The organism is Dactylosporangium maewongense, from assembly GCF_039531485.1.
GTDB lineage: Bacteria > Actinomycetota > Actinomycetes > Mycobacteriales > Micromonosporaceae > Dactylosporangium > Dactylosporangium maewongense.
In genome coordinates this window covers 299,577-313,241 of sequence record NZ_BAAAQD010000002.1, presented here as the reverse complement: position 1 = coordinate 313,241, position 13,665 = coordinate 299,577, and the positions used below count along the sequence as shown (strand labels likewise).

Below are 13,665 nucleotides of genomic sequence, written 5' to 3'. Positions count from 1 at the left end.
TCAGGCGTCGGGCTCGTCCGGCGCGGCGTCCGGGTAGGCGGCGACGGGAGCGCCGGACACCGCGGACGGCACCTCGGGCACCTCGGGCGCGGCGACCGGATCGAAGATCCCCGTCGTCGAACCGCCCGAAGAAGTCGAACCGCCCGAAGAATCCGAAGAACCCGAATTGTCCGAAGAGGCGGAAGCGGAAGCCGGCGGCTCGTACGCGGGAGCCTCCGTCGACACCTCGCCGAAGAGCGACGGCAGCGTGCCCTTCCACGCGGAGCGCATCTCGTCCAGGGAGATCGTGAACTGCCCCCGCACGTCCAGCGCCCGGCTGCGGCCGTCGACCGTGCCGATGGTGGTCACCGGCAGGCCGTGCTGGGCGCAGAGCGCCGTGAACGCCTGCTCGTGGCCGCGCGGCACCGAGACCAGCGCCCGGGCCGTCGACTCGGAGAAGAGCGCGACGAACGGGTTCAGCCCCTCCGGCAGCGTGATGTTGGCGCCGTGGTCGTAGCGCAGCGTCGTCTCGACGAGGGCCTGGGCCAGGCCGCCGTCGGAGAGGTCGTGCGCCGAGGAGAGGTGGCCCCGCTCGCCCGCCTCGGTGAGGACGGAGGCGAGGATGCGCTCGCGGACCAGGTTGACCCTGGGCGGCTGGCCGCCGAGGTGGTTGTGCGTCACCCAGGCCCACTCGGAGCCGGACAGCTCCTCCTGCGTCTCGCCGAGCAGCATGATCACGTCGCTGTCGCCGCCGAAGCCCATCGGGACGCGGTTGCCGACGTTGGAGAGCACGCCGAGGACGCCGACGACCGGGGTCGGGTGGATGGCCTGCGAGCCGGTGGAGTTGTAGAAGCTGACGTTGCCGCCGGTGACGGGGATGCCGAGCTCGGCGCAGCCGTCGGCGAGGCCCCGGACCGCTTCGGCGAACTGCCACATGACCTGCGGGTCCTCCGGCGAGCCGAAGTTGAGGCAGTTGGTCACGGCGAGCGGCGTCGCGCCGGCGGCGGCCACGTTGCGGTACGACTCGGCGAGGGCGAGCTTCGCGCCGTTGTACGGGTCGAGCCGGGCGAAGCGGGCGTTGCCGTCGGTCGACAGCGCGATGCCGAGGCCGGTCTGCTCGTCGATGCGGATGATGCCCGAGTTCTCCGGCTGGGCGAGGATCGTGTTGCCCTGCACGTAGCGGTCGTACTGCTCGGTGACCCAGCTCTTGTCGCACAGGTTGGGGCTGGCGGCCAGGCGCAGCAGCGTCTCGCGCAGCTCCACGCCGGTGCGCGGCCGGGGCAGCGTCTCGGCCCGGTCGGCCTGCAGCAGGATCAGGTCGGCGGGCTCGCGCATCGGCCGGGCGTAGACCGGGCCGTCGTCGACGAGGGAGCCGGGCGGGACGTCGACGACGATCTCGCCGTGCCAGCTGATGACCAGGCGGCCGCCCTCGGTGACGCGGCCGATCGCGGTGGCGATGACGCCCCAGCGCTCGGCGACGCGGAGCACCTCGTCGAGCTTCGACGGCTCGACGATGAGGAGCATGCGCTCCTGCGACTCGCTGGCGAGGACCTCCTGCGGGTCCATCGAGGCCTCGCGCAGGGGCACCAGGTTGAGGTTGATGTCCATGCCGGTGCCGGCGGACGCGCTGGTCTCGGTCAGCGCGCACGTGAGGCCCGCGCCGCCGAGGTCCTGCACGCCGACGATGAGCTCCCGCTCGTACAACTCGAGGCAGCTCTCGATGAGCAGCTTCTCGATGAACGGGTCGCCCACCTGCACGGACGGGCGCCGGGCCGGGCCGTCGCTGTCGAAGGTGGCGCTGGCCAGCACCGACACGCCGCCGATGCCGTCGCGGCCGGTCTTGGCGCCGAGCAGGACCACGACGTTGCCGGGGCCGTGCGCCTCTTTGTTCTGCAGCCGGTTGACCGGCAGCACGCCGACGCAGAGCGCGTTGACCAGCGGGTTGCCCTGGTAGCAGGGGTCGAAGACGACCTCGCCGCCGATGTTGGGCAGGCCGAGGCAGTTGCCGTAGCCGCCGACGCCCGCGACGACCCCGGGCAGGACGCGCTTGGTGTCCTCGTGGTCGGCGGCGCCGAAGCGCAGCGGGTCCATCACGGCGACCGGGCGGGCGCCCATGGCGAGGATGTCGCGGACGATGCCGCCGACGCCGGTCGCCGCACCCTGGTAGGGCTCGACGAAGCTCGGGTGGTTGTGTGACTCGACCTTGAACGTGACCGCGATCTCGTCGGAGATCCGGATGACCCCGGCGTTCTCCCCGATGCCGGCCAGCATCAGGTCCGACTTCGGCGCCTTCTCGCTGAACTGCCGCAGGTGGACCTTGCTGCTCTTGTACGAGCAGTGCTCGCTCCACATGATCGAGTACATGGCGAGCTCGGACGACGTGGGGCGGCGGCCGAGGATCTGCTTGATCCGCTCGTACTCGTCCTCGCGGAGGCCGAGCTCCTCGTAGGGCTGCTCCTCGTCGGAGGTCTCCGTGGCGTGCGAGACGGTGTCGAAACCCGTTTTGGCGGTCATACACGAGCTCCCAGGTGTGCGAGCACGGACGTGAAGATGCCCAGCCCGTCGATCGACGGGCCGGTCAGCACCTCGACCGCGTGCTCCGGGTGGGGCATGATCCCGACGACGTTGCCGGCAGCGTTGGTGATGGCGGCGATGTCGTGCAGCGAGCCGTTGGGGTTGCCGCGGATGTACCGCGCGACGACCCGACCCTCGCCTTCGAGCTCGTCGAGCGTGTGCTCGTCGGCCATGTAGCAGCCTTCGCCGTTCTTGACCGGGATGACGATCTCCTGGCCGTGCTGGAACCCGCCCGTCCACGCGGTCGCGGTGATCTCCACGCGCAGCGACTGGTCCCGGTTGCGGAAGTGCAGGTGCTGATTGCGGGTCAGCGCACCCGGCAGCAGGTGGGCCTCGCACAGCACCTGGAAGCCGTTGCAGATGCCGAGCACGGGCAGGCCGTCGCTGGCCGCCTTGATGATCGACTCCATCACGGCGGAGAACCGGGCGATCGCGCCGGCGCGCAGGTAGTCGCCGTAGGAGAAGCCACCCGGCAGGATGACGGCGTCGACGCCGTACAACTCGGAGTCCGCGTGCCAGAGCGAGATCGGCACGGCGCCGGTCAGGTGCACGGCACGGGCGGCGTCGCGGTCGTCGAGCGAGCCGGGGAACGTGACGACACCGATCCTGGCGGTCACTGCTGCTCGCCCTCGGCCGGCGTCTCCTCGACCCGCAGGGTGAAGTCTTCGATCACCGGGTTGGCGAGGAGCTTGTCGGCGATCTCGCGGGCCCGGTCGAGGTCGGCGGCGCCGTCGAACTCGATCTCGATCCGCTTGCCGATGCGGACGGATGCCACGTCGGCGACGCCGAGACGTGGCAGCGCGTTCGCGACCGCCTGACCCTGGGGGTCCAAGATCTCCGGTTTGAGCATGACGTCCACCACGACGCGGGCCACGGGGCACTCCTGACAGTTGAGTCGGGCGCTCGAGGGCGAGCGACACGAGCCTACCGGGCGGGGCTCCGCCGCAGATCACCGGCTCGATGACCGTGCGGCGAGGCCCGAAATATCGCCCGCCACGCATCTTAGCGGCCCGCTCCGCTGTCAAGATCTTCTGCTCACAGGATGGGCGGTGGCACGTAGCTTCCTGCCTGCGGGTGCTCCGCGACGACCGCCTCGATCTGCTCGATCACGGCACTGACCTGGGCTGATGCTGCCCCGACGAACTGCTGCGGGTCGGCCACCAGGGCGTCGATCTCGTCCTGGGTCAACCGTAGCCGCTCGTCGCCGGCCAGCCGCCGCAGGAGGTCGTTGTCCTGGATGCCCTTTTCGCGCATGGCGAGCGCCACCGCGACGGCGTGCTCCTTGATCGCTTCGTGAGCATCCTCACGGCCCACGCCGCGTGAGACGGCCGCCACCAGGACCCGCGTGGTCGCCAGGAACGGCAGGTAGCGGTCCAGCTCCCGGGCGACGACCGCCGGATACGCCCCGAACTCGTCCAGAACGGTCAGGAACGTGGCGAACAGCCCGTCGACGGCGAAGAACGCGTCCGGCAGCGCCACCCGGCGGACCACCGAGCACGACACGTCGCCCTCGTTCCACTGGTCGCCGGCCAGCTCGCCGACCATCGACAGGTAACCCCGGGTGATCACGGCGAGCCCGTTGACCCGCTCGCACGAGCGCGTGTTCATCTTGTGCGGCATCGCCGACGACCCGACCTGGCCCGGCTTGAAGCCCTCGGTGGCCAGCTCGTAGCCGGCCATGAGCCGGATCGTGGTCGCCAGGCTCGACGGCCCCGCGACCGCCTGCGCGAGCGCCGACACCACGTCGAAGTCCAGCGAGCGCGGGTACACCTGGCCGACGCTGGTCAGCACGGTGCCGAACCCGAGGTGCTCCGCCACCCGCCGCTCCAGCTCCGCGGCCTTCCCGGCGTCGCCGCCGAGCAGGTCCAGCTGGTCCGCCGCCGTGCCGACCGGGCCCTTGATCCCCCGCAGCGGATAGCGCCGCAGGAGGTCGTCGATTCGCCGGTACGCGATGAGCAGCTCCTCGGCGGCGCTGGCGAACCGCTTGCCGAGGGTGGTCGCCTGCGCCGCCACGTTGTGCGACCGGCCGACCATGACCAGGTCGTCGTACTGCCGGGCCCGCGCCGCGAGCCGGGCGAGCGCCGCCACCATCCGGTCCCGGACCAGCTCCAGCGACCTGCGGATCTGCAGCTGCTCGACGTTCTCGGTCAGGTCGCGCGAGGTCATGCCCTTGTGGATGTGCTCGTGCCCGGCGAGCGCGGAGAACTCCTCGATCCGCGCCTTCACGTCGTGCCGGGTGACCCGCTCCCGCTCCGCGATGCTGTGCAGGTCGACGTCGTCGAGCACCCGCCGGTAGTCCTCGACCACCCCGTCCGGCACCGCCACCCCGAGGTCCCGCTGCGCGGTGAGCACGGCCAGCCACAGCCGCCGCTCCAACCGCACCTTCTCCTCAGGCGACCAGATCGCCACGAGCTCCGGCGACGCATACCGACCAGCAAGCACATTAGGAATCACGTGCCCTATTCTCTCCCGCGGCCTCAGTACGGACTCATCTGGTCCAGCACCTTCCCGGCCAGTTCGATGATCGCGTCGACCTTGACCCGGTCGACGACCACCTCGTCCGCGGTCAGCGCCGGACGATCAGCCGCGGGGTATTCGGCGTCGTTGCGCCGCCGTCGCATCCGGTCGAACGGCCGCAGCACCCCACCCAGCGGTGGATCAACCTGTGCTCGAACCGCGTCGAGCACTGCGATGTGCCCACCAGCACGGGTCGGTCGGAGTCCCTGGTTTTCGAGCACCGCCGTCAGCGCCTTTCGCGCGGCGTCGTAAGCCAGTTGATACGCACCGATCGGGTCGACGGTCGCGATGACGCCTGCGGCGGCCAGGTGGCGGCGTGCTTGGTCGATCATGGCGTCGGCATGTTCGCGACTGGGCGGAACCCGCTCCAGCAGACCCTTCGTCAGCATGTCGTCGAGCGTCGAGCGTCCCTGCTCCCATCTCACGTCACACCGCCAGGTCGAGCTCGAAGAGTGGCCTGGTCTGGACCGACTGCAGAAACGGGTCGTCACCCGGCGCGGCCCAGGCCGCCGGTGTCACGATCCGCACGTTGACCTCGCGGCCGAGGCGGCGCTGTGCGGTGCCGGCGGCCTCGAACACGTCGTCGGGATCGGCGGCCCCGACGACGATGACGTCCAGATCACCGGGGACGGGGCCGGGCTCGCCCTGATACCGGGCGGCCCACGAGCCGTAGATGTAGGCGCGGTCGACGCCCCTGATCGGCGCGAGCAGTTCTCCCACTATGGCCATAGGGCCGAATGTTACCGCAAGCAGCTCCGTCAACGGACGAGTCACCACGGTCGACTGGTTGGAACGGATGAGCCGGAGGTTGCCCATCCGGCGTTCGAGCACAAGACCCGAGGAGACGAGGCGGTCCGCCTCGCGGCTCGCGGTCGCGTGCGAGACACCGAGGCGCCGCGCCAGCTCGATGAGCGAGAACTCGCCGTCCGGGTGCAGGAAGAGCCACGCCAGCAGCTCGCCCTGAAACGGCGAGCGCAGCAGCGGCAACAGCATCGACGAAGCTTGCACACCCTGCATATTAGCTTGCATGGTGTGCAAGTTCGCTGGTCACGTGCGGGGCGGGTGGTCGCGTTCGGGGAGGCCGACGCGCAGGGCGACGCGGTCCAGGTACAGCAGCTGCGCGGCGACCGCGGCCAGGAAGAGCAGGACGAGCAGCCACAGCGGGAGCAGCTGGGCGTAGGGCAGGGGGGCGTTCGCGCCGCCGCGCATGAACAGGGACTGCACGAGGGCGTTCTGCGCGGTCGGGTGGTCGCCGGCGGCGGTGACCAGGGGCCAGATCAGGTCCTGGGCCTGGACCAGCCACGTCGCCACGTACGCCAGCGCCAGCATCGGCAGCGCGGGCAGCAGGACGCCGGTCCAGGGGGCGCGGTGGCCCTCCTGCAGCAGGACCTCGCGGCGCTGGGCCTGGCCGCGGAAGAGCAGCGCCAGGATGAACAGGGCCGGGATCGCCACGCGGGACGGCGGGATGAGGCCGATGAAGGAGTCGAGGCGGTCGGCGGTGACGCCGGCGGCGAAGTTGCGCAGCGCGAGCGGGGCGGAGCCGACGAAGAGGAACAGGCCGAAGGGCAGCAGCAGCCACTCGCTGTGCCGGCCGAAGGGGCGCAGGCCGCTGATGCCGAACGCGGCCAGGGCGGCGACGGTGACCCCGACGAGGGTGGAGACGACCGGCGGCAGCCAGGTGTTGACCCAGGTGGAGGGGGCGCCGGGGCGGCCGGTCTCGGTGATGTGCGACAGCCAGGGGCCCAGGCCGGAGATGACCGTGCCGAGCGTGGCGAGCAGCAGGACGCCGCCGACGATCCACGGCACGACCGGCGGGGTCTTCTGCACGCGAGGGGCGGCGGGGTCCACCTCGAGGCGGGTGCCGGGCAGGATCACCAGCAGGGTGGCGGCGAGGCCGAGCAGGATCAGCGGCACGAGGAGCGTCACGGACGCGGCCGCGCCGACGCCGAAGGTCATCGTGCGGAAGGAGGTCTCGTACATGAGGCGGGCCGGGCTGAGGTCGGCCCTGGTGCCGAAGCCGCCGATGAAGGAGTACGTGAAGTCCTGCAGCGCGACCGCGACGACGGTGAGCACGGCCAGGCCGCCGACGACCAGCGCGGCGGGGATCGGGCTGCGGGTGGAGTCGAGGGTGCGGCGGCGCAGCGCGGCCAGGTAGGCGGTCGCGGCGAGCGCGACGACCAGGCCGAACGTGCCCAGCCAGTACGACGCCCGGGTGGACGACTCGCGCAGCGCGACGGCGATCGCCACGGGGGCGAAGGCCACGAGGGGCAGGGCGAGCGCGACCCGGGTGACCCACCGCGCCCACGTGCCGCCGGCGTGCGCGGCCCAGGCGATGGCCGGCGCCAGCAGCAGGACCAGCAGGATCGGCACGACGGCGAGGCTCAGGGTGAACCAGTGCGCGTCGGCGAGCCCACGCGAATACGCGGTGTCGTAGTTGTCCCAGCCGACGCTGTCGCCGCCCTCGGTCAGCCGTAGCCCGTTGAGCTTGCGGAAGCTGGACGTGACGGTCCAGTACAGCGGCTCGACGTAGGACGTCAGGAGCAGGACGAACGCGGGCAGGGTGAGGATCAGGCCGACGGCGACCTGCCAGCCGGGTCGGGGCGTCGGCGGCCGGAGCATCGTCGGCTGGATCGTCATGCGTCAACGATATGGGTGAATCAGGGCCGCCGCTCACCTGGACAGGATCGCGGTCACCCCTTGCCCGCCGGCGGCGCAGATGGAGATGAGGCCGCGCCCGGAGCCGCGCTCCGCGAGGAGCTTGGCCAGGGTCGCCACGATCCGGCCGCCGGTCGCGGCGAACGGGTGCCCGGCGGCGAGGGAGGAGCCGTTGACGTTGAGCCGGGAGCGGTCGACGGCGCCGAGCGGCTCGTCGAGGCCGAGGCGCTCCTTGCAGAACGCCGGGTCCTCCCACGCCTTCAGGGTGGCGAGCACCTGCGACGCGAACGCCTCGTGGATCTCGTAGAAGTCGAAGTCCTGCAGCTTGAGGCCCGTGCGGGCGAGCATGCGCGGCACCGCGTACGCCGGCGCCATCAGCAGGCCGTCGCCGCCGTGCACGAAGTCGACCGCCGCGGTCTCCGCCGTGTCGAACCAGGCGAGGACCGGGAGGTTGCGCGAGGCGGCCCACTGCTCGGACGCCAGGAGCACGACCGCCGCGCCGTCCGTCAGCGGTGACGAGTTGCCGGCGGTCATGGTCGCCGACTTCCCGCGGCCGAAGACGGGCTTCAGCGTGCCGAGGCGCTCCAGGGAGGTGTCGGGGCGCAGGTTCTGGTCGCGTTGGAGGCCGAGGTACGGCGTGACCAGGTCGTCGAAGAAGCCGCGCCCGTAGGCGGCGGCGAGCTGCAGGTGCGACGCGAGCGCCAGCTCGTCCTGGGCGGCCCGGGTGATCCCGAACTCCCGCGCGGTCAGCGCGGCGGAGTCGCCCATCGACAGCCCGGTGCGGGGCTCGGAGTTGCGCGGGATGTCGGGCTTGAGCTGGGTCGGGCGCAGCTTGCTGACCGCGCGGAGCCGCGCGCCGAGCGACCGGGCCCGGTTGAGCTCCATGAAGACCCGCCGCATGTCCTCGTTGACGCCGAGGGGCGCGTCGGAGGTGGTGTCGACGCCACCGGCGATGCCGGCGTCGATCTGCCCGAGGGCGATCTTGTTGGCGACGAGGGTGACGGCCTCGAGTCCGGTTCCGCACGCCTGCTGGACGTCGTACGCGGGAGTCCGCGGGTCGAGGCGGGACCCGAGCACGGATTCACGCGTCAGGTTGAAATCGCGGCTGTGCTTGAGCACCGCACCCGCCGCGACCTCGCCGAGTCGCACTCCTGCCAGGCCGAACCGCGCCACGAGTCCGTCTATAGCGGCAGTCAGCATGTCCTGGTTTGATGCAGTGGCGTAGGCACTGCCCGAGCGCGCGAAGGGGATGCGATTACCGCCGACGATCGCCACTCGATTCGGGGCCATCGGATTCTCCTCCAGTGCGACGGGCAGGCCGGCGTTAGCCTACTCATGAGTAGGTTAGCGCGATTGTTGTGACTGGGGAGGCACTGCAATGTCCGATCGTTACGCCAGCTTCGCCCACTCGGGCGCCGGGAAGTTCTTCGTCAGGCGGCTCGGCCTGCCCGACCCGCCGAAGCTGCGGCGGCACGATCCGGGATCGTCGCCCGTCGACGGGCAGGTCGTGGTCAGCGGCGGCGGGCGCCTCATCGAGCCGGTCCGCAAGCTGCTGGAGAAGCTGGGGGCGCCGTCGGAAGGGCCCACCGCGGCGCTCGTGTTCGACGCCACCGCCATCGTCGACACGGACGGCCTGCGCACCCTGTACGACTTCTTCCACCCGCTGATCCGCACGCTGCGCTCGTCCGGCCGGGTCGTCGTGCTGGGCAGCCAGCCGGAGCTGTGCGCCGACGCCCGTGAGGCCACCGCCCAGCGGGCTCTCGAGGGCTTCGTGCGGTCCGTCGGCAAGGAGGTCGGCCGGGGCGGCACCGCGCAGCTGGTCTACGTCGCGCCAGGCGCCGAGGAGGCGATCGAGTCGACGCTGCGGTTCCTGCTGTCGGGGCGTTCGGCGTACGTGTCGGGGCAGGTCATCCGGGTCGGGCCGGCCGCGATCGACGTCCCCGAGGACTGGGACCAGCCGCTCGTCGGCAAGACCGCGATCGTCACCGGCGCCGCCCGGGGCATCGGCGCGGCGATCGCCCGCGTGCTCACCCGCGACGGCGCGCACGTGGTCTGCCTCGACGTGCCCGCGGCCGGCGAGGACCTCACCCAGGTCGCCAACGAGCTCAAGGGCACCGCGCTGCAGCTCGACCTCACCGCCGCCGACGCGCCGCGGCGGCTCGCGGACTTCATCGCGACCCGGCACGTGCACGCCGACATCTTCGTGCACAACGCCGGCATCACCCGCGACAAGACGCTCGGCCGGATGGACGCCGCCCAGTGGCAGTCCGTCCTCGACGTCAACCTCGGCAGCCAGGAGCGGATCAACGAGGTGCTCCTCGCGGAGAAGCTGCTCGGCGGCAACGGCCGGATCGTCGCCGTCTCCTCCGTCTCCGGCATCGCCGGAAACCGGGGCCAGACCAACTACGCCACGTCCAAGGCCGGCGTCATCGGCCTCGTGCAGGCGCACGCGCCGGCGCTCGCCGCGGCCGGCCTGACCCTCAACGCGGTCGCGCCCGGCTTCATCGAGACGAAGATGACCGCCGCGATGCCCATGTTCATCCGCGAGGCGGGCCGCCGCATGAACAGCATGTCGCAGGGCGGCCTGCCCGTCGACGTGGCCGAGACCATCGCGTGGCTGGCGCACCCGGCGTCCGGCGGGGTCAACGGCAACGTCATCCGGGTGTGCGGGCAGAGCCTGCTGGGCGCCTGAGATGCCGGCTCCGCTCGACCGGATGCCCCGCCTGGGCCCCCTGTACCGCGCCGCGGCGCTACGGCGTGCGGTCGCCGCCGATCCCGTACTGCCGGAGCGCGAGCTCACGGTCGAGGCCGTCACCGTCGACCGGGCGCACCTGGCGGAGTACAACCGGGTCTGCGGCTTCCGGCTCCGCGACGAGCTGCCCGCCACCTACCTGCACGCCGTCGCGTTTCCCCTGGCCATGGCGCTGATGACCGCGCCGGACTTCCCGTTTCCGGTGCTCGGACTGGTCCACGTGGCGAACCGGATCGAGCTCTTGCGTCCGCTGCCCTCCTCCGCCGCGTTTTCGGTGTCTGTACGAGCCGGCGCGCTGCGACCGCACGACCGCGGCACCCAGCTGGACGTCGTCACGACGGCGACGATCGACGGGAATCCGGTCTTCTCGGACACGTCCACCTACCTCCGCCGGACCGGCTCGGGAGCCTCGGCGGCTTCCGCCCGTCCGGCCGCCGAGCCGCCGGCGCCGAACGCCGTGTGGCGGGTGCCACGACGGGTAGGCACCGACTACGCGGCCGTGTCCGGCGACCGCAACCCGATCCACACCTCGCGCCTGCTGGCGAAGGTGTTCGGCTTTCCCCGCACGATCGCGCACGGCATGTGGACGAAGGCCCGCTGCCTCGCCGCGCTGGAAGGGCGCCTGCCCGACTCGTACACCGTGGACGTCGCCTTCAAGACGCCGATCCTGCTGCCGGCCACGGTCGGCTTCACCGCGGTCGCACAGGGTGGTGGGTGGGATTACGGGGTGCATGATGGGCGTTCCGGCAGGCCGCACCTGACCGGAACCGTCAGGTAACCTGCTCAGCGCCAAACGCCATTGTCTCGGGGGGCTCAAGACCGTGCAGACGCCGACCGAAGCCACCGCACCCGCCGCGCCCTCGCCGAGCAGCTCCCCCGGCCCGGACCGCGGCCGGTGGCCCAGCGTCCTGACGTCCGGCTGGCTGCCCGCCGGGCTGCTGTGGCTGGTCACGGTCGCGACCCTGTGGTTCTTCGAGGTCCCGCCCGCCACCACGGCCGTGTTCACGCTGTACCTGGCGGCCGGCATCGCGCTGCCGGGCACGCTGTGGTGGCGCCTCCTCCACCGCGGCGGCGGGTTCTTCGTCGCCGACGTCGCGGCCGGCCTCGCGCTCGGCTACGTCGGCGAGGTCTTCGTCTACATCGGCGCCCGGCTGCTCGGGCTGCCGCTGCTGGTGCTCGCCTGGCCGATCGGCACGGTGGCGGTGTTCCTGCTGGTGCCGTCGCTGCGCCGGTACTGGCGGACCGCCGCCGACGCCCCGGTGCCGCCGCTGCTGTGGCGCTGGGCGCTCACGCTGATCGCCGGCATGACGCTGCTGTGGAGCTTCAAGTTCTACCGGCAGTACGGGCTGCGCTACCCGTACAACTCGACCCCCGACACCGACTCCACCTTCCACCTCGCGCTCCTCGGCGAGGCGAAGCACCACATGCCGATGGTGATTCCGTGGATCACCGACGAGCCGCTCTACTACCACTGGTTCGTCTACCCCGAGATGGCCGCGTCCAGCTGGGTGACGGGGATCGAGCCGCAGGTCCTGCTGCTGCGGCTGTCGGTGCTGCCGATGCTGATGGCGTTCGCCGTGCTCGTCGCCGTCCTGGCCCGCAAGGTGACCGGCGGCTGGTGGAGCGGCGTCGCGGCGAGCGTGCTGACTCTGTTCGCGCTGTCACCCACCCCGTACAACTGGGTGGCCTGGGACTTCTTCGTGAACCTCGCGTTCAGCTCGTTGGAGGACGGCTCGTCGCTGCGGCTCACCGTGTGGACCGGCCCGACCCAGACCTTCGGCGCCCTGCTCATGGTGCCGCTGATGATCGTGCTCGTCGACCGGCTCCGGGCCCCGGCCCGGCAGTGGCGCGACCCGCGCGGCTGGATCCTCTTCACCCTCCTGCTGTGCGGGGTGATGGGCGCCAAGGCGATCTACCTGCCGCTGCTGTTCTGCGGGCTGCTGCTGGTCGTCGCCGTCGAGCTGGTCTTCCACCGCACCCTGCACCGCGGCGCCCTGATCGGCCTCGGCATCACGTTCGGCGGGCTGGTCTTCGCGCAGCTCGTGCTCTTCGGCGGCACCAGCCAGGGCACCGAGCTCAAGCCGTTCACCGCGCTCGTCGCCGGCGCCCTCGCGGGCACCACCGGCTACCGGGACAAGCTCGTCCTCGGCGTCCTGCTCATCTTCTGCTGGGTGTGCATCTGGGGCGGGCTCGCCGGCCTGGTGCGCCGCCGCCTGCCCGAGCCGGCGGTCGTGGCCATGATCGGGGTCGGCGTCGCCGGCGCCGCCGCCACGCTCCTGACCGGCCAGTCCGGCGACAGCCAGCGGTTCTTCGTCGAGGGCGGCCGGCCGTACCTCGCCGTCGCCGCGATCGTCGGCCTCCACGCGCTGCTGCCCGCCGGGCGGATGACCGTCCGCCGCGCGGGAGCGCTGATCGGCTTCGTCGTGCTCGGCATGGCGATCACCCAGGTCGTCATCCGCGCCGGCCGCACCGACGTGCCCACCGTCCACAGCACCGGCTCCGAGGCGGCGCTGACCCGCGCCGTCGTCCTGCCCTACGCGGCGCTCGCGGCCGCCGCGGTCGTCGTCGCGGTCGCGCTGCTGCTCGCCCGGCGCCGGTTGCCGGCGCTGCGGGGCATGACGGTCGCCCTGGTCGTCGCCCTGCTCGCGGGTTTCGCGATCAACACGACGTTCCAGAACTACTACCAGGTCCTCTGGGACTCGAACCACGCCGGCTGGAAGAACGTCGTCAACGCCAAGGGTGAGGTCATCGTCTCCAAGGGCGTCCTGGAGGCCGGCCGCTGGCTGCGCGACCACTCCGACCCCGACGACCTCGTCGCCACCAACGCGCACTGTCAGCTGTGGAACAAGGAGTGCTCGGATCTGCACTTCTCGATGACGGCGTACAGCGAGCGGCGCATGCTCGTCGAGGGCTGGGGCTTCACCACGACCGCCCACGTCGAGGCCGAGCGGCTCGGCATGTGGGTCGGATCCATCCCCTACTGGCGCCCCGAGATCCTCGCGGACAATGACGCAGCGTTCAGCAGGCCGTCACCCCAAACGGTGGGCATCCTGCGCGACCGCTACGGGGTACGCTGGCTGTTCGTTGACGAAAGCCAGAACAACGTTTCACCACAGCTGTCGACCTTCGCTACCGAACGTTACCGGTCGGGGGTCGTCGTGGTGTATGAACTGCCGTCGGCATGACCA

Annotated in this window: 11 protein-coding genes; 3 read left to right on the top strand and 8 right to left on the bottom strand. The window is 71.5% G+C overall.

The features are described 5' to 3' along the window. The 8 genes from purL to ABD332_RS08255 form a co-directional block, all read right to left on the bottom strand. Entirely contained in the window at positions 1–2,493 is a 2,493-nt protein-coding gene (gene purL, locus ABD332_RS08290; protein WP_344501198.1) for a phosphoribosylformylglycinamidine synthase subunit PurL, read from the bottom strand. Further along, positions 2,490–3,170, bottom strand: coding sequence for a phosphoribosylformylglycinamidine synthase subunit PurQ (purQ, locus tag ABD332_RS08285; RefSeq protein ID WP_344501197.1), 681 nt, complete (start codon positions 3,168–3,170; stop codon positions 2,490–2,492). The genes purL and purQ overlap by 4 nt, the downstream gene beginning before the upstream one ends. Next, positions 3,167–3,427 carry a phosphoribosylformylglycinamidine synthase subunit PurS gene (gene purS, locus ABD332_RS08280; protein ID WP_344501196.1) on the bottom strand — a complete coding sequence of 87 codons (261 nt, stop codon included), beginning with the start codon at positions 3,425–3,427 and terminating at the stop codon, positions 3,167–3,169. Before purS ends, purQ begins: the two co-directional genes overlap by 4 nt. A 161-nt stretch (positions 3,428–3,588) precedes the next feature. Then, entirely contained in the window at positions 3,589–5,016 is a 1,428-nt protein-coding gene (gene purB / locus ABD332_RS08275; RefSeq protein WP_425552160.1) for an adenylosuccinate lyase, read from the bottom strand. Between the two features lie 14 nt (positions 5,017–5,030). Continuing rightward, the gene (locus ABD332_RS08270; protein ID WP_344501194.1) at positions 5,031–5,459 is read right to left on the bottom strand and encodes a hypothetical protein; all 429 of its coding nucleotides are present in this window, start codon (positions 5,457–5,459) and stop codon (positions 5,031–5,033) included. 37 nt (positions 5,460–5,496) lie between these two features. Further along, entirely contained in the window at positions 5,497–6,063 is a 567-nt protein-coding gene (locus ABD332_RS08265) for a helix-turn-helix domain-containing protein (protein WP_344501193.1), read from the bottom strand. Positions 6,064–6,117: 54 nt separating this feature from the next. Beyond that, complete coding sequence (locus ABD332_RS08260; RefSeq protein WP_344501192.1) at positions 6,118–7,707, bottom strand: sugar ABC transporter permease; 1,590 nt, start codon at positions 7,705–7,707, stop codon at positions 6,118–6,120. Positions 7,708–7,740: 33 nt separating this feature from the next. Continuing rightward, positions 7,741–9,015: an acetyl-CoA C-acetyltransferase gene (locus ABD332_RS08255; RefSeq protein WP_344501191.1), complete on the bottom strand. Its 1,275-nt coding sequence runs from the start codon at positions 9,013–9,015 to the stop codon at positions 7,741–7,743. 88 nt (positions 9,016–9,103) lie between these two features. Between ABD332_RS08255 and ABD332_RS08250 the strand changes: the two genes are divergently transcribed. The 3 genes from ABD332_RS08250 to ABD332_RS08240 are packed head-to-tail and all read left to right on the top strand — an operon-like array spanning position 9,104 to position 13,662. After that, positions 9,104–10,417, top strand: coding sequence for a 3-oxoacyl-ACP reductase (locus ABD332_RS08250; protein ID WP_344501190.1), 1,314 nt, complete (start codon positions 9,104–9,106; stop codon positions 10,415–10,417). Between the two features lie 22 nt (positions 10,418–10,439). Further along, a complete protein-coding gene (locus ABD332_RS08245; protein WP_344501189.1) occupies positions 10,440–11,255 on the top strand; it encodes a MaoC/PaaZ C-terminal domain-containing protein in 816 nt (271 codons plus the stop codon). 43 nt (positions 11,256–11,298) lie between these two features. Then, positions 11,299–13,662: a hypothetical protein gene (locus ABD332_RS08240; protein ID WP_344501188.1), complete on the top strand. Its 2,364-nt coding sequence runs from the start codon at positions 11,299–11,301 to the stop codon at positions 13,660–13,662. Positions 13,663–13,665 lie beyond the last annotated feature (3 nt).